The sequence below is a fragment of the Clostridium sp. SY8519 genome (assembly GCF_000270305.1).
Classification (GTDB): Bacteria; Bacillota; Clostridia; order Lachnospirales; family Lachnospiraceae; genus SY8519.
On record NC_015737.1, the window covers coordinates 2,035,114 to 2,056,662 of the forward strand.

Annotated in this window: 16 protein-coding genes; 13 read left to right on the forward strand and 3 right to left on the reverse strand. The window is 51.9% G+C overall.

What is annotated here, in order from left to right:
* Nucleotide 1 precedes the first annotated feature (1 nt).
* Nucleotides 2–274 carry a YhdT family protein gene (locus CXIVA_RS09545; RefSeq protein ID WP_013977823.1) on the reverse strand — a complete coding sequence of 91 codons (273 nt, stop codon included), beginning with the start codon at nucleotides 272–274 and terminating at the stop codon, nucleotides 2–4.
* Nucleotides 275–588: 314 nt separating this feature from the next.
* Here CXIVA_RS09545 and CXIVA_RS09550 point away from each other — a divergent pair, with 314 nt between their 5' ends.
* The 8 genes from CXIVA_RS09550 to bsh all read left to right on the forward strand — a co-directional run bounded on the left by CXIVA_RS09550 (nucleotide 589) and on the right by bsh (nucleotide 9,998).
* Nucleotides 589–1,677, forward strand: coding sequence for a sulfite exporter TauE/SafE family protein (locus CXIVA_RS09550; protein ID WP_013977824.1), 1,089 nt, complete (start codon nucleotides 589–591; stop codon nucleotides 1,675–1,677).
* Nucleotides 1,678–1,777: 100 nt separating this feature from the next.
* The gene (locus tag CXIVA_RS09555; protein WP_013977825.1) at nucleotides 1,778–2,455 is read left to right on the forward strand and encodes a helix-turn-helix transcriptional regulator; all 678 of its coding nucleotides are present in this window, start codon (nucleotides 1,778–1,780) and stop codon (nucleotides 2,453–2,455) included.
* 191 nt (nucleotides 2,456–2,646) lie between these two features.
* Complete coding sequence (locus CXIVA_RS09560) at nucleotides 2,647–3,591, forward strand: hypothetical protein (RefSeq protein ID WP_013977826.1); 945 nt, start codon at nucleotides 2,647–2,649, stop codon at nucleotides 3,589–3,591.
* A gap of 378 nt (nucleotides 3,592–3,969) precedes the next feature.
* Entirely contained in the window at nucleotides 3,970–6,420 is a 2,451-nt protein-coding gene (locus CXIVA_RS09570; RefSeq protein ID WP_013977828.1) for a LuxR C-terminal-related transcriptional regulator, read from the forward strand.
* 141 nt (nucleotides 6,421–6,561) lie between these two features.
* Nucleotides 6,562–7,278 carry an aquaporin gene (locus CXIVA_RS09575; protein ID WP_013977829.1) on the forward strand — a complete coding sequence of 239 codons (717 nt, stop codon included), beginning with the start codon at nucleotides 6,562–6,564 and terminating at the stop codon, nucleotides 7,276–7,278.
* Nucleotides 7,279–7,431: 153 nt separating this feature from the next.
* Nucleotides 7,432–7,839, forward strand: a complete 408-nt coding sequence (locus CXIVA_RS09580; RefSeq protein WP_013977830.1) for a VOC family protein — start codon at nucleotides 7,432–7,434, stop codon at nucleotides 7,837–7,839.
* 177 nt (nucleotides 7,840–8,016) lie between these two features.
* The gene (locus CXIVA_RS09585) at nucleotides 8,017–8,745 is read left to right on the forward strand and encodes a DUF6198 family protein (protein ID WP_013977831.1); all 729 of its coding nucleotides are present in this window, start codon (nucleotides 8,017–8,019) and stop codon (nucleotides 8,743–8,745) included.
* 278 nt (nucleotides 8,746–9,023) lie between these two features.
* Nucleotides 9,024–9,998: a choloylglycine hydrolase gene (gene bsh, locus CXIVA_RS09595; RefSeq protein ID WP_013977832.1), complete on the forward strand. Its 975-nt coding sequence runs from the start codon at nucleotides 9,024–9,026 to the stop codon at nucleotides 9,996–9,998.
* A gap of 72 nt (nucleotides 9,999–10,070) precedes the next feature.
* On the opposite strand, the gene CXIVA_RS09600 is transcribed toward bsh, so the two are convergent.
* Entirely contained in the window at nucleotides 10,071–12,017 is a 1,947-nt protein-coding gene (locus CXIVA_RS09600) for an FAD-dependent oxidoreductase (RefSeq protein WP_013977833.1), read from the reverse strand.
* A gap of 142 nt (nucleotides 12,018–12,159) precedes the next feature.
* Between CXIVA_RS09600 and CXIVA_RS09605 the strand changes: the two genes are divergently transcribed.
* Nucleotides 12,160–13,200 carry a Gfo/Idh/MocA family oxidoreductase gene (locus tag CXIVA_RS09605; RefSeq protein WP_013977834.1) on the forward strand — a complete coding sequence of 347 codons (1,041 nt, stop codon included), beginning with the start codon at nucleotides 12,160–12,162 and terminating at the stop codon, nucleotides 13,198–13,200.
* A gap of 22 nt (nucleotides 13,201–13,222) precedes the next feature.
* Here the strand turns inward: CXIVA_RS09605 and CXIVA_RS09610 are convergent, their stop codons facing one another.
* On the reverse strand, nucleotides 13,223–14,869 hold the full coding sequence (locus CXIVA_RS09610) for a fused MFS/spermidine synthase (RefSeq protein WP_013977835.1): 1,647 nt from the start codon (nucleotides 14,867–14,869) through the stop codon (nucleotides 13,223–13,225).
* 236 nt (nucleotides 14,870–15,105) lie between these two features.
* On the opposite strand from CXIVA_RS09610, the gene CXIVA_RS09615 reads away from it, so the two are divergent.
* The 4 genes from CXIVA_RS09615 (at nucleotide 15,106) to CXIVA_RS13920 (ending at nucleotide 21,477) form a co-directional block, all read left to right on the forward strand.
* Nucleotides 15,106–16,035 carry an exopolyphosphatase gene (locus tag CXIVA_RS09615; RefSeq protein WP_013977836.1) on the forward strand — a complete coding sequence of 310 codons (930 nt, stop codon included), beginning with the start codon at nucleotides 15,106–15,108 and terminating at the stop codon, nucleotides 16,033–16,035.
* 10 nt (nucleotides 16,036–16,045) lie between these two features.
* Entirely contained in the window at nucleotides 16,046–18,268 is a 2,223-nt protein-coding gene (gene ppk1 / locus CXIVA_RS09620) for a polyphosphate kinase 1 (protein ID WP_013977837.1), read from the forward strand.
* A 272-nt stretch (nucleotides 18,269–18,540) separates the two neighbouring features.
* Nucleotides 18,541–20,658 (forward strand): InlB B-repeat-containing protein, encoded by a 2,118-nt coding sequence (locus CXIVA_RS13510; RefSeq protein WP_013977838.1) that lies wholly within the window; start codon nucleotides 18,541–18,543, stop codon nucleotides 20,656–20,658.
* Between the two features lie 237 nt (nucleotides 20,659–20,895).
* A complete protein-coding gene (locus tag CXIVA_RS13920) occupies nucleotides 20,896–21,477 on the forward strand; it encodes a GNAT family N-acetyltransferase (protein ID WP_013977839.1) in 582 nt (193 codons plus the stop codon).
* Nucleotides 21,478–21,549: the final 72 nt, after the last annotated feature.

Here is a 21,549-nt window from a genome sequence, read left to right on the forward strand (position 1 = left end):
ATCACTGTTCCTCCCCGTCATTTTCTTCATCTTCATATTCGAAATTAATGAATACAAATTTTAACAGGATCCATACACCTGCCAACGCCAGTATAATGGTACCGAACACGGAGACGCTGAGCCATGCCGGCATACCGAGAAAATAGAGTCCGCTGCCATTGAGGGCGAAAGCAGTTGTAATGTGCCAGGCGCAGCAGATGGCCACCACAATAAGCGTTGCCCGGATCTCGCGGATGCACTGGGCATGTTTTTCCTGTCTGGTTAGTTTTTTCATACGAATCAATCACTCCCTTTTATTCCTGCCTGTGTTTTGCGCGGAACCGGGCATGCAGCCCGCTTGTCCCTCAGGCCGGTCCGTATTATCATAGAGGGCAGCGTGTGAAAAAGCAAGAAGATAATTCGGGTTTCGGCATTTTATGCTGCAGGAGCGCTGTGCGGGGAGATTTCTTGCCGTTTCACAGTTCGTATTGTAAGATTCCTCTGTAAGTTCCGGGAATGCTGCCGGGAGATTCCGGAGGGACAGACGGTGGAAAAGATGCCCCGTAAGCTCCGGGGATACAGAATGAGACAGAAGGGACAGACCAAAGGATGTCAAAGGATATAAGCAAAACCATGTCAGACAAAAAAGGGAAAGAACCCAGAAAGAATCGATGGGAGAAACTGCTGCTGATTCTCTGTCTGTCGGCAGCGGCAGGGACAGTATTTTTCGGAGCCGTGTTTTTCAGGCGGCCGGATCAGGGCATTCTGCGCCCCTGGCTGTTTGTATATTTCACCGGAATGGTTCTTTTCTGGCAGCTTCTCGTTATTTTCCGCGTCTGTCTGTGGAACGCGTATGGAATTGCCGGGATATTAAAAAGGGGAAAACGAATCCTTCTCCGGGTTTTGTCCGTGCTGTTCTGTATTTTTTTGATTCTGGCGCTGATGATTTTCTGGGGGATTGGGTGGCTGAGCAAACCGCTGGGAACCGAAATAAAGAAAAACGCAAACGGAACGTACAGCGGGGGCTTCGGCTTTTATTTAGAAAGGGATTCCCTGTATGAGGACGGCGGACCGTTTTATCTGCGTTATCTCAGACCAATGTCGGGACCTGAAGATACAGACGCTTCCATTACGGAAAAAGAATGGAGAGATGCCCGGGCAGCGGAAGCAAAGAAACGACAGGACGAGCAGAAAAAAACAGAGCGAAAATCTTCGGAAACAGAGACAACTACAGGCACGGCGGACAGACCGGCACAGGAAAAACCTGACGCCTCCTGCCGTGAGAGAGACGCAAAACAGGAGAAATCCGACCCTTCTTACCGTGACAGTCATGCAGAGCAGGAAAAGAGGATGCGGCAGACGGAGGCCGGTTACCGGGCAGTCAGAAAAAAATGGTACCCGAAATCAAAAACCTTTGAAAAAAATTATGACGCAAAAGGAAATTCCTACTATGTGCTGAAATCATCTGAACAGGAAATCCGGTATCTGATGTATGCCCGGGATTCTTCCAATAACCGATGCGGGCTGTATGTATACGGTCAGGTCCGCAGAAACGCAGATGGAAGCTACTCTCTGACAGACGCGGCCCTGAAAGATATTTACGCGTACGAGTATCGGACCGGAAAAGCAGTATCCAGCGGCAAAACCGCATGGTCAGACCCGGGCAGTGCGGAATACCGGAAGCTGACGGGGGAATAGACAGATGTGTCTAGTCAGGAAAATACGGCAGTTTCTCGCTTTCTGTCGTGTGATCGGAACAGTGGAGCACATATACTGATGGCTGAAAGGAGGAAAACACGTGGATCAGAAAAAGACAGGCCAGTTTTTAAAAACACTGCGAAAAGAAAAACAGCTGACCCAGGAAGGCCTGGCAGAGAAGCTTGGGGTATCCGGGAGAACAGTTTCCCGCTGGGAAACCGGGACAAATATGCCGGATATCAGCCTGCTTGTGGAACTGGCGGAATTTTATCAGGTCAGTATCCCGGAAATTATAGACGGAGAAAGGAAAAGCGAGGATATGAATCAGGAAACAAAAGAAACGGCAGTAAAACTTGCGGAATACAGCAAACATGAGGTGCATGCAGAAAAACGAAAGATCCTCAGTGTTCTGCTGACCATATTTGGTTTGTTTGTAATCGGATCGGCACTGGCGGTCTTTCCGAATGACAGCAGCTGGGGAAGCATCTATTCGATCCTTGGCGGGATTGTTCTGGTGACAGGAATCGCCCTCTTGCTGAAACCGGTGATCAGGAGGAAAAACATCCATATTTTATGTATTGCCGGATGCATTGCGCTGCTTTTCGGATTCTTTACCCTGTCAGACTATGTTACGGTGACACAGTTTCATCAGGTGCCGCGGTTCAGTTATGAAAAAACTTACGGTACGGATGAAGTGGTATATCAAACGATATTTTTTACAGCGGTCCAGAAAAATCCGGGAACCAATACAGAGGAGGTTGCGCTGGTAGGGAAATGAGGCCGCCTGTCGGTGAGTTCCGGCGGAAAGCCCGGGATGCCGGAAACGGATCCCGGGTTTTCCGCGTCTGTTCCGGTATGGCTTGTAGGAATGCTCCTGTCTGATCTGAAAAATAATAAAAAAGACACAGATTTTTAATAAAATCATGCTAAAGTGTTTGTTCAGAATAAAAATTTTAAGGGGAGAGTTTTATGCATTCAGTAAAAATCATGGCGGATCTGGCAGAATATCTGCCGCATTATCTGCAGCTGCGCGGGATTGTCATTATGTTTGCAACCGCGTTTGTGGCAGTATTTATCTGTGTCTGTATTTTAACGGCCTTCGGGCTGAAAAGTTCGGTTCCGGATGAAAAGCTTCCGGCCCAGATGAAGTCGGATCTGCGGCGGTACAGCGTGCGGAGCCTGGTGGAACGGTATTTTGAACTGATGGTTTCGGGGACGATTTTTCTACTGTTTACTTCTGCGTATTTTATGATCACCTATTTTGGCGTTGCGGGCGAACTGTGGGACAAATACAGCAGTTTTATCCTTCTGGGACTGATCGTCATGGCAGTGATTTTTAATGCCTGGTTTGATAAAAAGCTGATTCCGCTGGAAGTGCTCCGGCCGGGCGAGCGGGAGATCATGCATCTGATCGCCATCCTGTATATGCTTGTAATTTTTGCGTATATTAAGTTTGTCTATCAGAATAACAACTATGATTCGATCATTCAGTATTTTATTTTGCTGATCATCGGTCGTTTTGTGGGATTTGATACAACCATTGGCGGCATACGGAAGACGCTGACCATGGCAGTGAAGAATCTGCCCCTGCTGGCTATGGCACTGTCCGGGACAGGCCTGATTGCGCTGGTCGGTTTTAAAAGCGGGTATCTGATTGTGCAGAATGGTGTGGTATGGAATCTTTTCCTGGGGCAGCTATTCCTGGTGGTGATCATGTATATCATCCACAAAATCCGCAACCGTGCCTGGGCGCAGGCTGAGCGGGAAAGCAGGAAAAAAGCCCACAAAGTGGCCCAGCAGCAGGACTGGGAAGACAGGATGCAGTCCCGGAGAAAACAGAATCACAGCGGCCGCGGCAAAGAGAGCAGCCAGCTGAAGGATCTCGGGTATGATCAGTTCAAAGAACTGAAATAGCATCGGATTCGGACAGAAGCGTAGACGGCGGTCTGCAGGGAAACCTGCAGGCCGCTTTTTGACTAGAAAGACCCGAAATCGTACCGGAATCTGCGCCGGAAGCAGTCCCGAAATTGTGGCGGAAGCAGCCCGGAATCTGCGCCGGAAGCGACCCGGAATCTGTGCCGGAAGCAGCTCCGGTTTGCTCCGAAAGGAGGGAACCGGCGGGAAAACAGCGGGAATACTGGCCGTTTGGCCAGTTTACGTCTGGCTTTTGTACCGGTAAAATAACAGACAGAAGAACAAAAGGTACAGCAGAGGAATCAAAAACACAGACAGAAGAACAGATAAAAGAGGACAGGTGGAATCCTGCGGATTCAGAACAGGAGGGGGAGTGCTATGCCGGAACGGATGAAAATGACTGCTGATGAATATTATCATCGGCCGCAGACAGCCTATCGGCAGCTTCAGGCAGCCAGGGGGCCGAGGCAGACCGTGTATATCTGCGGCGTGACCGGGAGCGGGAAGACTTCGCTCGCGGCGGATTATCTGACCAGAAAAAAGCATATCTGCTGCTCCGGAGGCGAAATGGAAGCCGGAGAACTGGAACAGCTGCTGCAGATGAAGACAAAGGCTGCCGAAAAGAAACAGAAAGAGAATGCCGTGACCATCGTTGTGCTGGATGACCTGCAGTTTGTGGAAGGGGAAGAGCAGAGAAAGGCCTGGGCGCATCTGATCGAGGAAATGAGTGCCAGAAAAGATATCTGGCTGATTCTCATCTCCCGGGCGCGGATCCCCGGCTGGCTGAAGCTGGCGCATGCGCGGCATGTGTTTTCTGTTATCGGGGAAGAGAGCCTGTTTTTCAGCCGGGAGGAACAGGATCAGTACATGGATAAGCGGGGCCTGGCCCTGACCAGTGCCGTACTTGACCGACTGTGGGACCTGGGACACGGACATCCTCTTTTCCTGAAGATGTCTGCCCTGCGTTTTCTGGAAATTCCCGAGGACGCGGCAGACCGTCAGGCGGCGCAGATGCAGGCGATAGACGTGGCACGCAGGGATATGTGGGATTACTTTGAAATGGCAGAGCGCGAGCAGTGGGATGTGGAACTGCAGGAATTTCTGATGGAAGTATCTGTAGTGGAGCAGTTTGACCTGGCGCTTGCGCAGCATATCACCCGCCATCCGGAGGCCGGCAGACTGATCCGTCAGTCGCTGGAAATCGGCAGCTTTCTGGTGGAACATCAGGAAGGTGACCATACGTTTTTTGAACTGCGCCGACCCATGAAATATATGCTGCGGAGAAGACTGCGGGCAGAGTATTCCAGACATCGGATACAGGCGCTGTACTCCAGCGCCGGCAGCAGGTATGAGCTGGAGGGCAAGATACAGTCCGCCCTGCAGATGTATGACATCAGCGGTGACCAGGATGGAATATCCCGGGTTTTGATCGCGAATATCCGAAAGAATCCTGCCGATGGAGAGTATTTTGCCCTGCGGAATTATTATTTGCGCCTGGAAGAAGACACGATCCGTTCCAGTGTGGAGCTGATGGCGGGGATGAGTCTTATGCAGTCGATCCTGATGAATGCAGAGGAGAGTGAACGATGGTATGAAGAGCTGAAACAATACGCTGGCCGACAGACCGGCAGACTGCGGCGGAAAGCGGAGAGCGGCCTGCTGTATCTGGATATCGCGCTGCCGCACAGAGGCAGCATGGAACTGAAGTCGATACTCAGACATGCCGGCACGCTGATCCGGGAAAGGAAAACGGCATTGCCGGAGTTTTCCGTTACCAGCAATCTGCCTTCTCTGATGAACGGCGGAAAGGATTTCTGCGAATGGAGCAGGAAAGACAGGGAATTAGCCAAAAGTCTTGGAAAGGTCGTCGCACTGGTCCTGGGCAGATATGGCAAAGGGCTGGTAAACCTTGCATTGGCAGAAAGCCAGTTTGAGAAAGGCGGGGACAATTATGAAGTCCTGTCCCTGGCAGATGTGGGCAGAATGCAGGCAGAAGGCGGCGGAAAAAACGAACTGGTATTTGTGTCCATCGGAATTCTGACCCGTCTGTTTATTCTGAACAACCGGATGACAGATGCCACAGACATGCTGCTGAGTTTCCGTCAGACAGCCGAGCGGGAGGCGCCGCGGCTGCTGCCGAATATTGATGCCCTTCATACGCGGATGGAACTGCTGGCCGGCAGAAACAGCGAGGCCCATCGCTGGATGGAACAGGAGGCACCGGATGAAGACGCGGAATTTAACGGAATGGAACGATTCCGCTATCTGACGAAGGTGCGGGGCTATCTGGCGGCAGGACGGGAAGATCGCGCGCTCCTGCTGCTGGATTTGATGGAATATTACGCGGTGCAGATGCATCGTACCTATATTTCGGCAGAAGTCAGCCTGCTGAAGGCGATTGCGCTGCAGCGCATGGGCCGGGAAGACTGGAAGAAACATCTGCAGGAGGCGGTGACGCAGGCAGAAAGCTACCATTTTGTGCGGATCCTTTCTTTTGAAGGGACTGCTGTGTATGAGCTGCTGAAGTCCGGGGACCTTGTGTGGAAGGATCCGTCCTATCGGACACAGGTTCTGGAAGAATGCGGACAAATGGCGCATTTGTATCCCTCCTATCTGAAACGGAAGGGAGAGGAGAATGTGGTGCTGGGGGACAAGGCGCTGATCATTCTGCGGATGCAGGCAGAAGGGCTGACGGTGGAGGAGATTGCCCGGCAGCTGCATATATCGAAATCAGGCGTAAAGTATTACAATCAGGAAACCTATCGTAAACTCGGCGTAAACAACAAATCAGCCGCAGTGGCAGAGGCCAGAAACAGAAGACTGCTGTAGAAAAAGAAAGACCGGGCGTTTTTCCTTCCGGAAAACGGGAGGCTCATGCCATAACCAAACAGATACAGAAATCTGCACATTGACGGTCCCTTCCAGACTCGATACAATGAACTGTATACAAAAATCAAAGGAGGAGATATTATGAAAAAGTATGCAGCAGAATTTATCGGCACAGCAGTTCTCGTGATTTTCGGCTGTGGGACCGCCATGCTCGTGGGATGCAGCGCAGAATCCGGTACAGGGTATCTGCTTACGGCGCTGGCATTCGGCCTTTCCATTGTGGCTGAGGCGTATTGTATCGGCAATATTTCCGGCTGCCATGTAAATCCGGCAGTTTCCCTGGGTGTACTGGTCAGCGGCCGCATGACAGGAAAAGATTTCGCGGGATATGTAATCGCGCAGATCCTCGGAGCAATCTGCGGCAGTCTGCTGCTGGCAGGAATCTTTACACTGGGCGGTGTGCAGGATCAGACAGGAGCTTTTGGCGCCAACGGTCTGGCAGGTGTGCACGGATCAGCGGGAGCAGGGATTTTAGTGGAAGTGGTACTGACGTTTGTGTTTGTGCTCACCGTTCTCGGTGTTACTTCAGAGAAAGCGGGGCATGGATCCTTCGGCGGACTGATTATCGGCCTGACCCTTACCTTTGTACATATTTTAGGCATCGGCCTGACCGGTACATCCGTGAATCCGGCCCGTTCCATAGGCCCGGCTCTGGTGGCAGCGGCAAATGGAAACCCGGCGCCCCTTCACACCCTGTGGATTTTCCTCGTGGCGCCTCTGCTGGGCGGACTTGCGGCAGCGCTCTGCTATCTGCTTCTTGCCGGCAGGGACAAAGATCCGGAAGTCAGCGCATCATAACTGCAGAAATGAGAGACAGCGGAAGAAGACGCTGCGGCGGTCGGAGTGTAAGGCTCCGGCCGCTTGTTTTATAACAGGAGCTTTTCGGCTGCGTATAGGTTCTGCCCGGGCTTTGTGATAAAATAAACCCGTTAGAAAAAGGAGGAATAAGGAATGATTACAAAAATTCATCATGTGGCATTGAAATGCAGCGGAACGGAGAGTTTTCAGAAGACCGTGTCTTTTTATACCGATGTGATCGGCATGCAGGTGAAACGCAGCTGGGGAGAAGGCGCGGATGCCGGCGCAATGCTGACGCTGAACGGAGAGGATATTCTGGAGCTGTTTGCCGAAGGACAGGAGCAGGTGTGCAACGGAAGTATCCATCATTTCGCGTTTTATACCGATGATCCGGATGGCTGCATCGCGAAGATCCGGGCAGCAGGTTATGAAGTAACCGCGGAACCGGAGAATATCGACATCCTGCTGAAGCAGCCGGAAGAGGGCGCACAGTATCCTCTGCGGGTGGCTTTCTGCCGGGGACCGCTGGGAGAGTGCATCGAATTTTTCAGCGAACGATAGGAAACAGAAAACAGGAAAAGACGTAAATAGTCACAAAATTTAACAGATATTTTTAGAAGTATTTATTATTTATCCCCATGTGTTCCTTGTGATATGATAATAACAAGATGAAAATTATTTAGTAATAAATAAAAATATTTATTACTAGAGCGCAGGAAACAAGGAAAGGAAGATATCATGGAACACAAGGGGAAAAAAGGACGCAGATATTTTGTATTTATGCTGGGAGTCGTTGTCTCCGCAATTGGAATTGCATTCTTAAGCCGGGCGGGGATCGGCACTTCACCCATGTCGGGTGTGCCGTTTGTACTGAGTCTGGTGACGGCACCGTCCATGGGGGTATATACATTTATCGTCAATGCGGTTTTTCTGATTCTTGAAGCAGTTGTCCGGAAAAAGTTTACGGTGCGTCAGGCCATTCAGCTGCCGATTACACTGGGGTTCAGCGTCTGTATTGATCTTGCCCTGCGGGTAATTCCCAGTCAGTACGGCGGACCCTATCTGAATTCGGTGATTTTCCTGATGATCGGATGCTTTACACTGGCGCTGGGCGTCGCTCTGGAAGTGCTGGCAGATGTAATTATGCTTCCGGGAGAGGCATTTGTCCGCGCGGTTGCGCAGAAGCTGGATAAGCCTTTTGGAAATGTGGAAGTAGTGAATGATTCGGTGGTTACCGGCATCGCCATTGTGATTTCCCTGGTATCCTTCCACAAACTGAATGGAGTGCGGGAAGGTACGATTGTTTCTGCACTGCTGGTGGGACATATCGTAAAATTTTATACCGCGCGGCTGCGGGGACCGGTGAGTCGATTCCTCGGGACAGAAGAAGCGTCCCGGATGCCGTCTGCTGAGGATTCCGGCGAGTATCTCTATCTGCAGACCAAAGATGAGACCGAAACCGCCTGACCGCTGCCACCGGTTCTTTCCGGGCAGAATTTGCTTCTGCCGGAAAGGACCGGTATTTTTTTACGTAAAAAACTTTGGAATACTGTGCATGAAAGGGTTTCCGTTGCTATAATGAATCTGATGCAGAAAAAAGCGGATCAAAAACCGGCGCCGACGGCAGAAAAGACGGAACAGAAACCGACACTGACGGCAGAAAAGCGGAGCAGAAACCGCACTGACGGAAGAAGAAGCCGCCCGGATCAGCAGCCGGCTGCCGGAAGAAGATGGAGGCAATTGCTATGTGTACAGCTGTGACTTATCAGACAAAAGATTTTTATTTTGGAAGAACCCTGGATTATGAATTCAGTTACGGAGAGGAGATTGTGGTGATGCCGCGGAATTATCCGCTGGATTTCCGTCATATGGGGCGGAAGGAACAGCACTATGCCATAATCGGAATGGCCCATGTGGCAGACGGATTTCCCCTTTTTTATGACGGGATCAATGAAAAGGGCCTGGGGATGGCAGGACTGAATTTCGTGGGAAATGCCGTATACGCCGAACCACAGGAAGGAAAGGACAATGTGGCGCAGTTTGAGTTCGTTTTGTGGATTCTGAGCCAGTGCGCCTCTTTGCAGGAAGCCAAGGAACTGCTGCAGCGGCTCTGCCTGACGGGAACACCTTTCAGCCCGCAGCTTCCGGCCGCGCAGCTGCACTGGATCCTGGCGGATCAGACAGGGGCTGTTACGGTGGAATCCATGGCAGACGGACTGCATATTTACGAGAATCCGGTGGGGGTGCTGACCAACAACCCGCCCTTTGATAAACAGATGTTTCTGCTGAACCAGTATATGGGGCTGTCTTCCAGCCAGCCGGAGAACCGCTTCTCCAAAGAACTGCCCCTGCAGGCTTACAGCAGGGGGATGGGCGCCTTGGGACTGCCTGGGGATCTGTCTTCCGCGTCTCGGTTCGCAAAGGTGGCATTTACGAAAATGCATGCCTGCTCGGATGATTCGGAAGCGGGAAGCGTCAGCCAGTTTTTCCATATTTTAGGATCGGTGGATCAGCAGAGAGGGTGCTGCAAGGTCTCGGAGGGCGCTTACGAAATCACGATCTATACGTCCTGCTGCAATGCCAGCAAAGGAATCTATTACTATACGACCTATGACAATCACCAGATTTCTGCGGTGGATATGCACCGCGAAAACCTGGAGGGAAAGACCCTGGCGCGTTATCCGCTGATTACAGGAGAACAGATTCGGTGGCAGAACTAGGACGTTACGAAACAGGAAAAGCCGCGGCAGAGCGTGGAATCCGGCGAAACGGATTCCGTGGCAGCTGAAAACTCAGATATCAAGTGCTGCATGATATCCCTGGTAAACGGCATTGGTGATTGTTGATACCCGGGAAGCGTCGCCGATGACTCTCACAAAAGGAGCGGTGTCAAGCAGAGATTCTGCCAGTTCAGAGCGGGAACGCTGCCCCAGAGCACAGATCACAGAAGTGCCGGGGATCAGCACCTGACGGCCTTCGCCGGTTTCACACAGGAGGCCGTCTTTTCGCACCTCCAGGCCGCGGCAGCCGGTATGAACCGTTACATATTTTTCAATTTGCTGCAGAAGCAGCGGACGGTGGCGGATATTGGCATCCGGTGCCAGCTGATCCTGCATTTCCACCAGTTCGACCTGTTTTCCCTGCTGACCGAGATGAACCGCGCATTCACAGCCGGCCAGCCCGCCGCCGAATACGATGACGTGGTCAGTGATTTTATCCTGTTCCAGATAAAAGCGGTTGACGGAGATCACATGCGCGCTGTCAATCCCGGGAATCGGTGGAATGAAGGGTTCGGATCCCACGGCGATAATCAGGGCATCCGGCGCTTCTGTCTCTGCATAGGAGGGTGTGACTTCTGTATTTGTGCGTACAGTGACGCCGGCGCGCTCTGCAAGCAGTCGGTAGGTATGGGCAAGCTGATACATCTCATACTTAAAAGGGAGCGCCTGTTCGCTTTTCAGAATCCCGCCCGTCTGCGCCTCTTTTTCACAGAGGATAACCGTATGGCCGCGGCGCGCGGCTGTATATGCGGCATACAGACCGCCGGGGCCGCCGCCGGCTACCAGGACTTTCTTCGGGACGGCTGCCGGACGGATTTCATCTCCTTCCAGTTCACGGCCGATCAGGGGATTGACGGTACAGCGGCGGGTGGAAGTCACGGCCCGTTCTGCCATGCAGGTAAAACAGCGCAGACATTTGACGATTTCCTCTTCCCGGTTTTCAGATATTTTGCGCGGCAGGAAAGGATCGGCAAGAAGGGCGCGGGCCATGGAGATCATATCTGCTTTGCCGGAAGCAAGGATTTCCTCCATCTGTTCCGGATCGTTAAGACCGCCGATAGCGGCAACCGGCTTTGCGACATGCTTTTTGATTTCCGCAGCCAGATCCACATTGCGTCCATGAGGTTCAAACATGGAGGGGTGTGTAATGCCAAAGGTTTTCTGGTAGGTACCGGCAGATACGTGGATAATATCCGTGTACGGTTCAATGGCCTGGGCAATGCGTATCCCTTCGTCCAGATCGTAGCCGCCCGGGGTGAACTCCGCACCGCTCATCCGGAATTCAATGGGAAAATAAGGACCGACTGCCCGGCGGACGGCCTGCAGTACTTCTACGGCAAAACGGCAGCGGTGTTCCAGGGAACCGCCGTAGCCATCCTGCCGGTGGTTGAAGAGGGGGGAGAGAAACTGGTTGATCAGCCAGCCGTGTCCGCCGTGGATCATAACCATTTCAAAACCGGCCAGTTTTGCCAGGGCTGCGGTGTGACCGTATGCGGCGATGATGGACGCGATCTGTTTTTCCTGCAGGGCTTTCACCGGGACGCCGTCTGCGCGTATGGTATCGGACGGCCCCCACTGATGCAGGGACTGCTGCCGGTTTTTATCTGTCATGTAGGTGCCTGCAAACATGCCGGAATGGGAAAGTTCCAGACTGGGAACTGCGCCGTGGCGGCGGATAGCATCTGCTGTGTAGGCGGCGCAGGCCAGAGAATTCAGAATGGATTCATCCAGATGGTAGGCATGAGAGCCATCGGTAGCTGGATGCACCATGCATTCGCTGACTGTTACGGCAGCGGCGCCTCCTTTGGCGCGCAGTTCGTAAAATGCGGTGGATTTTGGGCCGATGCATCCGTCATTTGTGATATCTGTGCCGCCCATTGGCGCGGAAAACATGCGGTTGCGGAAGGTGGTTCTGCCAATGGTTATGGGTTTTGTCAAGTGGGGAAATTTACGTTTCATCAAGAGTACCTCCAAGATTTTTCTTCATGTAAATGTTATTATAACATCAAGCACAGAAAAAGTCACCGGAAGCGGAAAATGTCAGCGTCCATGATCGGAAGGCGCTGAAGTATCATTTGTCAGAAGAGAAAGGATTTTATTTATGAAACTTGGCATCATCGGATCAGGGGCAATTATCACGGATGCACTGGAAGCGGCAGGAGAAGTGCCGGAAATAGAAAAAAGAGCCATTTTTGCCAGACCCCACAGTCGGGAAAAGGCGGAGGCGCTTCAGCATACCTATGGAATTGGACAGGTGTACACAGATTACGAACAGCTGCTTCAGGAAAGCGGCGCGGATACCGTTTATATCGGGCTGATCAACAGCGTCCACTATGAATACGCGAAAACAGCGCTGCTTCATGGAAAACACGTGATTCTGGAAAAACCCTTCACGGGATCCGCCGATGAAACAGAGGATCTGATTGCTCTGGCGGAAAAACAGGGACTGTTTTTATTTGAAGCAATGACGGTATGGCACAGCCAGGTGTTCTGGAAGATGCGGGAGCTTCTGCCGCAGCTGGGATCCCTGAAGCTGATCAGCTGCAATTTTTCCCAGTATTCCAGCCGCTATGACCGCTATCTGCAGGGAGAGGTGACACCGGCCTTTGATCCGAACCGTACCGGCGGGGCGATGAATGATATCAATATCTACAACCTGGCCCTGACGGTGGGGCTGACCGAAGGCCTGACACCGGACGGGGAAGAGACAGAACTGCCGAAAACTGCAGTATATCAGGCAAATCACGGCTTTAACGGCGTGGATACTTCCGGGGCTCTGATGCTTGGGTATCAGAAGCCGGGACAGGAATTTTCGGCGGTGCTGCTCGGCGCCAAGGATTCCGACAGCCCTTCCTATGCTCTGGTGCAGGGAGAAGCGGGCTGGATGCGGATGGAGGGAAAACCCAACCAGATGCCGGGGCTGCGCTGGCAGCTGCGGGGAGAGAAGGGGGAAGCCAATTCCTTTTTCCCGAAACCGCAAAAAAACCGGATGGTACAGGAGTTTCTGGATTTCGCGCGGATCATCCGGGAAGGGGATTCAGAGGCGATGAAAGCCTATCTTCGTCTCACGCGCCAGACGATGAGAATCATGGATCGGATTCGTCCCCAGATTTATGCCGGAGATTTCAGCGATAAACTGTAAGGGGACGGAAATCTGCGGCAGGCTACAGGTCGGCCAGCAGACCCCGCAGCCCCTTTTCCCGGTATATCTTTTTATAGGTCCGAAGTTCCTCCTGGATCAGCGTGTCTATGGTCCGCATGCCGATCAGTTCCACCGGAGCCCGGTCATCCGTCAGGATTCTGTCTCCGGCCTGTACGGCAGTGAGCCGGGGAGCTTCTTTCCGGAGCAGTTCCGTCAGGTCCGTATCTGCGGTCAGGGAAGAGATATTTTGTCGAAGGCTGCGGCTCAGCGTTCCCGGGGATCCGGTGCCGGCAAACAGTTCCCGGTTGGTGGTATCTGCCACATCCACCGTGACACAGTCAGGGAAGACGGAGGCAATGGTATCGGTTAAATAGGCGGTGATGTCATCGCTTTTTTTGCCGGCGTCAGTTCCATGCATATTCATATTGACGATCATTACACCGTTTTTCTTCAAATGGTTCCGGACTGATGTGAAAAACTCTCTGCTGCTCATCTGAAAGGGGATCGTAATATCCTGATAGGCATCCACCATGATCACATCATAGGTTCCGGAATCGGCGTTCAGATAGGCCCGCCCGTCATAGGCAGTCACCGGGATGGAGGACGGCAGATGAAAATAGCGGCGGGCCAGGTGCGTGATTTTCTGATCGATTTCCACGCCGGAGATGGATGCCTGCGGGAAATACCGGCGGCAGGAGGCGGCAAAGGTGCCGGTGCCCATGCCGAGGACTAAGATGTCCGGATCTTTTCTGCCGGCCATGACGGGGGCCGCCAGGGCATAATCGTAATAAAGGCCGGTCAGACCGGGCTGTTTCATGGCAACGGACTGCACACCGAACAGCACATTGGTGGACAGAATCCGGCGGTCCGGAAGATCCTTCACCTGCAGATAATTGTAGATGGACTCCCCTTCGTAGGTCAGGTGATTTTCCCAGAAGGCAAAATTGGAAGTGTGTCCGAAGATTCCGGAGACAATAAAAAGCGCGCAGCAGATACTCAGGCATCGTTTTCCGCCGCCGTTGACGAAAAAATACACAGCGGAAAGCGCCAGGAGAATGCCGGAAAAAATCAGGAACGTGACGGCTGTCCCGACTGCCGGGATTGTGACAAAAGTGGGCAGAAACGTACCGATGATACTGCCGATGGTATTGCACGCGCCCAGCCGGCCGGCTACCCGTCCGCTTTCATCCAGGTCGGATACTCCAAAGCGGATCAGGGATGGGGTGACCGTTCCCAGGAGAAACAGCGGGAAGACAAAAAGAACCATGCAGGTGAGAAAAGCCGCCCAGATCAGGAGATTGGTATTGACGGCAATCACCAGAATACCGGTCACCGCGGCGATCAGGTATTTTCCGGCCAGAGGGATCAGTCCGATCCAGACAGCGGCAATGAGAATACGAAAAAAGAGTCTGGAGGGATTTCGGTCCCGGTCGGCCCACCGGCCTCCCATGACATTGCCCAGGGCCATGGCGATCATGATCGTTCCTATAATAATCGTCCATACAATCTGCGAGGAACTGAAAAAAGGTGCCAGAAGTCTGCTGGCGCCCAACTCGACAGCCATGACAGACATTCCCGCGAAAAATTCGGTCAGATACAGATACCAGCGGTGCGCCAGAATGTTTTTCCTGTTTTCGGACCTGGGGGCAGAACGGTGGTTTGTTTTCATGGTTTGTGTTTCCTTTTCTTTTGTGATTCAATCCTGATAAATTTTAGCACAGTACGACTTTGTTTGACGGTCAAAAAAATAATTCCGTGGTTTTTTACCTGTATTTTACATTTTTTTACAGAAACATGTAAGAAAGAATGTTGTATTTTTCCTACCATTAGAGCAGGCCGGCGGCAGGGAAAACCTATCTGCCGGACCGGAGAATCTGGAAGAGAAGATAGGAGGATCAATCAGAAATGTACGGTGTAATTGACATCGGTTCCAATACGATCCGTCTGGTCGTATATCGTCTGCGGGCTGACGGCAGGCTGAAACGTATGATGAATAAGAAATATGTGGTGGGACTGGCCGGATATGTGGATGCGGATAATAATCTGACCGGGGAAGGGCTGGACCAGGCGGTGGACGCGCTGCTGGAGCTGAAACTTTTGCTGGAAAGCATCCGGCTGAAAAAGCTGTATGTATTCGCGACAGCGTCCCTGCGGAATGTGATACACAGTGAAGACGCGGTGGAGGAAATCCGCCGGAGAACCGGATTTGATGTGCAGATCTTAAGCGGTGAGGATGAAGCGCGGTACGGCTATTACGGTTTGCTGCAGGAGCAGAATACCGGCAGCGGACTGGTGGTGGACGTAGGCGGCGGGAGCACGGAACTGACCGCATTTGCGGATCACCGCATTCTCAGTTCCCGCTCCCTGCCGATGGGATCCCTGAACCTGTATATGAAATACGTCGGGAAAATCTTTCCGGATCGTGCGGAAACAGAACAGATCGAACGGGAGGTCTGTCAGCGGCTGTCAGGCATGAAACTCCCGGAACAGGTGTCAGGAGCGCTGATCTGCTGTGAGGGAGGTTCTGCCAGAGCCGCCTGCAAACTGATCCGGGCGCGTTACAAAGACGCGGTAACCGGGGACACCTATGACCCGAAATATCTGAAGAAATTCCTGAATGATTTCCGAAAAGAGAAAAAAGAGCATATGCACCTGATTTTAAAGACTGTCCCGGATCGTGTGCATACCATTCTGCCGGGTATGCTGATTTTGAAAAATATTGCCGTGCAGTATGGCTGCAAACGTATGATTACTGTTTCCGGCGGCGTAAGGGAAGGGTATCTGCTGGCGCAGCTTCAGAGAGACGGAATACTTTCAGAGAACAGCATCGGATAGGAGGCAGAGGATGTCAGATAAGGAACAGACGTTGGAAAAAAAGGAGAAAAGCACGCCGTGTTACATGCAGAACCGGGAACTGTCCTGGCTGAAATTCAATGACAGGGTACTCAGCGAAGCCCAGGATGAGACCGTTCCGCCCCTGGAACGGCTGCGGTTTGTGACGATTTTTACGACGAACCTGGATGAGTTTATTATGGTACGAGCCGGAAGTCTGATTGATCAGTGGCGTGCGGATCCGACGCATCGGGATAATAAGTCGGGCATGACGGCGAGAGAACAGCTGGAAGCGATTTTCCGGGAACTGCGCCCGCTTTATGAAAAAAGAGACCGTCTGTACTACGAACTGGAGTATATTCTGCGCAGTTACGGGGTATCCCGCTTGAGTTACGCGGAACTGAACGCGGATGAACAGCAGTATCTGGAAACGTATTTTCATGAATCCATTCTGCCGGCGCTGGCGCCGCTGGTGATTGATACCCACCATCCCTTTCCTTACCTGCCCAATAAAATGATTTACATTGCCATGACGCTGCGGACAGAGAACGAGAAGCGGATTTTCGGTTTTCTGCCGGTGCCTCAGGTGTTGCCGGAAGTGATCTGGCTGCCGGGCAGGGAAATTCGCTATATCGCGCTGGAAGATGTGCTTTTGGAATACGCGGATGTGGCTTTTCCCACCTATGCCGTGGAAGAAAAGGTGCAGATGTGTATTACGCGTAATGCGGATATCCATGCGGAGGATGAGGATCTTGAGGTGGAAAATGATTTCCGCCAGGTGATGAAAAAGATGCTGCGGGACCGAAAGCACCTGGAACCGGTGCGCCTGGAACTGTCCCACGCCATCGGAACGAAGTTTATGAAGTTTCTGCAGAAAAAGCTGGGGCTGGAAGAGGGGCAGATCTTCTTTACAAAGGCGCCGATCCGGCTGAACTATGCCTACCCGCTGGGAGACCGTCTGAGTGAAGCGCAGAAAAAAGTGCTGCTGTATCCGCCGTTTGCGCCGCAGATGCCGGAAACGGTGCGCAGTGACCAGACGATGCTGGAACAGATCAGCCGCCGGGATCTCCTGCTGTCATATCCTTATGAATCGATGGAGCCTTTTCTGCGCATGGTGGATGAGGCGGCAGACGATCCGGACGTGCTTTCCATACAGATCACGATTTACCGCCTGGCGGGAACCAGCCGGCTGGCGGAGAGTCTGGTGCGGGCGGCGGAAAACGGCAAAGAAGTCACTGCCCTGATTGAGCTGCGGGCCCGTTTTGATGAACAGAGCAATATTAACTGGTCCAGACATCTGGAAAAAGCGGGCTGTACTTTGATTTACGGGATCCAGAATTACAAGGTGCATTCCAAAGTGTGCCTGATTACCCGCAGAGAGGGAAAAGGGATCTTTTATCTTACCCAGATCGGAACCGGGAATTATAACGAAAAGACGGCAAAAATGTATACCGATTTGTCCCTGATGATGGCTGACCAGCAGATCGGACGGGATGCGCGGATTTTCTTCCAGAACATGCGGATCGGCAATATCTGCGGACAGTACCATGACCTGCTGGTGGCGCCGGTATCATTGAAAAAGACGGTGCTGGAGGAAATGGACCGGGAGATCGCCCGCGGAAGAGACGGCCGTATGTTTTTTAAGATGAATGCCCTGACTGACCGGGAAATCATCCAGAAACTGAAAGAAGCCTCCTGTGCCGGCGTGCAGATCCGCATGCTGATCCGGGGCATCTGCTGTCTGGTGCCGGGGATTCCGGAGACAACGGAAGGCATTGAGGTGCGCAGCATTGTAGGGAGATATCTGGAACACTCCAGAATCTATCTGTTTGGCACGCAGGAGACAGAACGGATGTATATCGCGTCAGCAGATTTTATGACCAGAAACACGGAACGCCGGGTGGAGGTGGCCGTACCGGTGCGCAGCAAAGACTGCCGGAACAAGATTCACGGCATCATTGAAATGTTCTGGAAAGACACACGGAAAGCCAGACGGCTGCGCAGTGACGGCACCTATGAAAAAATAAGCGGCGCGCCCTATGACAGCCAGGCGGAGCAGATGAATCTTGCCCTGGAACACAGAGCAAAAGAACCGGATAAAAAAATACATCAGATACACGGCGCGTCACAGGAAGGAAGTCGCCATGCTGCAGAAAGAAAAGGTATCCGTTATCTGATTGCGCACAGCAGATGGATGAAAAAAAAACAGAGAAAAATAAAAACAGAAGACAGCTGAAAAAGTAAATTTTACACGGCAGACACAAATTCCATTGCCCATAGGGCAGTGGAATTTTTTTCTGGAAGGCATTTACGGGAACGGCAGAGAAAGGCTAGAGAAAAAGTATTTTACATATTCGTATAAATATTAATGCATAACAAAATATTGATATCATAATTGTTGATAGACATTGTAAAAAATACGCCCATATGATAAGCTTAATCATAATAACATAAAAAGGCACGAATTTGCTGCCAGATATGTCAGATACGAAAGGGGATAGTTTTGTCATGGGAAAACGAAAAAGAAAGTTTGTGCGGCCAGCTGCCTGCATTTCTCTGGCAGCAGTTACGTTGCTTGCAGGGACTCCGGGACTGGCGTATGGGGCTTCGACCGATACTGCCGCCAATACACAGACTGAGGCTGCGGCGAAACAGGCGCCGGCGGCAAGAAGCTCATGGGATGAGTGGCTGAAGAAACTTGCAGCATACAGTGCGATTTCATCGGAATTTCAGAAGTACGCGGCGTCAAGAGATTCCATCAAGGGAGATATCCTGATCAAAGAGACGGGAGATTCCGCATACAGCACCGAGAGTGACGCCGGCTATCCGGTGAAAGAGGGCAAATCCTATACCCTGGGACTGAAGCTGGATGTAACGGGAATCAAAAAAGACCTGAATGATATTAAAGATGCCGTCAGCAATAATGCTGCGGTCAAGGATTATTTCGGTTACATGGGCAATGGCGGACTGGATGTGGTAGGTGTCAGAAATCTGACCAGTAAACTGGAGGCTGACGTGACGATTCCGGAAGGGCTGGACGTATCCGGAGAAGAATTCCAGCAGGCGTTAAGTCAGCTGCAGCTGGGAGATAATTTCGGCCCGTACACCAGCAATGCGAAAGTCCATGTGGACAATACGGATGTGAAGGATTATGACCTGTCCGGATACAAATTCGCGGTGACCAGCGCAGCATATGATGAGAGTGCCAGAAAGGTGCATATTGTCATGGAGCTGCAGACACCGAAAAATTATAACGGCAAATCTTATGACGAGGTCAGCCAGTTTAATTTTGCCTGCCTGTATGCTGTCGTGGAAGCGATGCCGGATACCTATACCCTGGAACTGCCTGGACTGCAGGCAGACAGCAGCAAAAAACTTGGAAAAATGACAATCCGGGGCAGTATGGGAGACAATACCAGTCAGTCTAACTGCTATATGAGCGCCAATCTGACCTATTCCAGCGGCTTGTCCTTCCGCAGCAACTGGTACGCTACCCAGCTGGAGGGCGGACAGGATGCGCTGCAGGCAGACGGAATCTCCCTGACAGCGGTTCGAAAGGCCGCTCTGACCTATCAGGCCAACGGAGGAACGGGAACCATGGATTCGACGGAAGGCCTGCTGGGCGAATCGGTAAAGGCGGCGGACAATCAGTTCACCCGTGCCGGTTATACGTTCAGCGGATGGAATACAAAGAGTGACGGATCCGGAACCACAGTGGCAAGCGGCGCGGAAGTTCCTATGGACACGGAAGCGGTCACCCTGTACGCGCAGTGGAAGAAACAGCAGACACCGGTTGAAGAACATACCATTACCTTCCATCCCAACAACGGGGAAGCGGTGTTTACACAGACCGCACCGAACGGCGGGAAAGCAGTGAAACCGGAAAATCCGGCAAGAAAAGGCTATCAGTTTGCCGGCTGGTATGCAGACAGCGGGCTGAAGAAAGCGTATAATTTCTCCGCACCGGTGACAGGCAATCTGGACCTGTACGCAAAATGGAAGAAAACATCTGCACCGGCGAAACCGGTCAAGAAGGTGTCCGGCGTGCTTCTGCCGAAAGTAATTGCCTACGGCCGGCACAAACAGGTGCTGACCTGGACAGGCCTTACCAATGTGGACGGCTACTATGTCTATACCAACCACTGCGATGAGGCAAAAAAGCCGCATCCATTCAGAAAAGTGGCGGACTATAAGGCATCCAGAAAACGCGTATACACAGTGACGAATCTGAAAACTTATCATCATTACAAGTATTATGTGGCTGCCTACCGGATTGTAAACGGTAAAAAGAAAATTGTAAAAAACAGTGTAACCGTTCATTCTGTCTGCGGCAATACCAACGCGCGTTATACAAATGTGAAGAAGGTAAGAGTAAACAAGACTTCGGTCACACTGAAAAAGGGAAAGAGCTATCGGATCGGGGCGATCATTCACAAGCATCACAGCAGACGTCCCATCCTGGATAAGACCCATTGCGGTGCGGTTCGTTTTCTGTCCAGAGACAGCAAAATCGCCTCTGTGGATTACGCGAAGGGGATTGTCAAAGCAAGAAAGCCGGGAAAAACCACGATTTATGTCCTGGGAGTAAACGGCGTTCGGACAAAAGTAAGCGTGACAGTAAAATAGAAAGCTGGCAGCTGGCCTGTTCACGGGAGAGTTCCCGCGGACAGGCCGTTTTTATGAAATGCATGACGAATGAAATTTTAATCTGGACGATTGAGATACACAAAACAGGATGCTATACTAAGTTCAGATAACAGGGGATTTCATTTTCCGGCTGGGCTCATGCAGTGGGGATGCCGGCACAGGTGAAATTCCACAGAATAACACGCGGCGGGAGCCGCAGCCGAAAGGAGAAAAATCATGGCAGAAATTAAATACAACTATGAAAAAGAGCAGAACCGGGTGGCCGCTTATGACGGCAGCAAATGTGTAGGCACCTGTGAATATACAGCGCCCGGCAGCATCTGGATCATTACCCATACCAAGGTGGATCCGGCATACGGCGGGCAGGGCATTGCCGGCGCGCTGGTAGACGGCGTCATGCAGGAAGCAAAGAAAGCCGGCGTAAAAGTAAAACCCTTTTGTTCCTATGCCGCAAAGCTGTTTCAGAAGAATCCGGCCTATGGGGAGCAGGAGGACCATTCGGTGATTACGGTGTATGGCATGCCCACCTGTCCGGATTGCGCTTATGTGGACGCGCAGATTGCGGATCATCCGTCCTTTCAGTTTGTGGATGTGGGCGCCCATGTAAAGAACCTGAAAGCCTTTCTGCGTGTCCGGGACAAGAGTCCTGTATTTGATGACGCAAAGGAAAACGGTTATGCGGGAATCCCCTGTTTTGTACTTGCGGACGGTACGGTTACCTTATCACCGGAAGCCGTGGGTCTGCAGCCAAAACCGGCGGAAGGCAAGGCCTGCCGTCTGGACGGCAGCGGGTGCTGAATGCGGTTGTTTTCGGAATGAAATAAGTGAAAAACGAATCTACTTCTTCTTTGATTGTCAAAAAACAGTATA

Bases quoted from the DNA above. Each gene is read 5' to 3' on its own strand.
- CXIVA_RS09545 (WP_013977823.1), bottom strand. From the start codon at position 274: ATGAAAAAACTAACCAGACAGGAAAAACATGCCCAGTGCATCCGCGAG.
- CXIVA_RS09550 (WP_013977824.1), top strand. From the start codon at position 589: ATGTCAAAGGATATAAGCAAAACCATGTCAGACAAAAAAGGGAAAGAA.
- CXIVA_RS09560 (WP_013977826.1), top strand. From the start codon at position 2,647: ATGCATTCAGTAAAAATCATGGCGGATCTGGCAGAATATCTGCCGCAT.
- CXIVA_RS09570 (WP_013977828.1), top strand. From the start codon at position 3,970: ATGCCGGAACGGATGAAAATGACTGCTGATGAATATTATCATCGGCCG.
- CXIVA_RS09575 (WP_013977829.1), top strand. From the start codon at position 6,562: ATGAAAAAGTATGCAGCAGAATTTATCGGCACAGCAGTTCTCGTGATT.
- CXIVA_RS09580 (WP_013977830.1), top strand. From the start codon at position 7,432: ATGATTACAAAAATTCATCATGTGGCATTGAAATGCAGCGGAACGGAG.
- CXIVA_RS09585 (WP_013977831.1), top strand. From the start codon at position 8,017: ATGGAACACAAGGGGAAAAAAGGACGCAGATATTTTGTATTTATGCTG.
- bsh (WP_013977832.1), top strand. From the start codon at position 9,024: ATGTGTACAGCTGTGACTTATCAGACAAAAGATTTTTATTTTGGAAGA.
- CXIVA_RS09600 (WP_013977833.1), bottom strand. From the start codon at position 12,017: ATGAAACGTAAATTTCCCCACTTGACAAAACCCATAACCATTGGCAGA.
- CXIVA_RS09605 (WP_013977834.1), top strand. From the start codon at position 12,160: ATGAAACTTGGCATCATCGGATCAGGGGCAATTATCACGGATGCACTG.
- CXIVA_RS09610 (WP_013977835.1), bottom strand. From the start codon at position 14,869: ATGAAAACAAACCACCGTTCTGCCCCCAGGTCCGAAAACAGGAAAAAC.
- CXIVA_RS09615 (WP_013977836.1), top strand. From the start codon at position 15,106: ATGTACGGTGTAATTGACATCGGTTCCAATACGATCCGTCTGGTCGTA.
- ppk1 (WP_013977837.1), top strand. From the start codon at position 16,046: ATGTCAGATAAGGAACAGACGTTGGAAAAAAAGGAGAAAAGCACGCCG.
- CXIVA_RS13510 (WP_013977838.1), top strand. From the start codon at position 18,541: ATGGGAAAACGAAAAAGAAAGTTTGTGCGGCCAGCTGCCTGCATTTCT.
- CXIVA_RS13920 (WP_013977839.1), top strand. From the start codon at position 20,896: ATGGCAGAAATTAAATACAACTATGAAAAAGAGCAGAACCGGGTGGCC.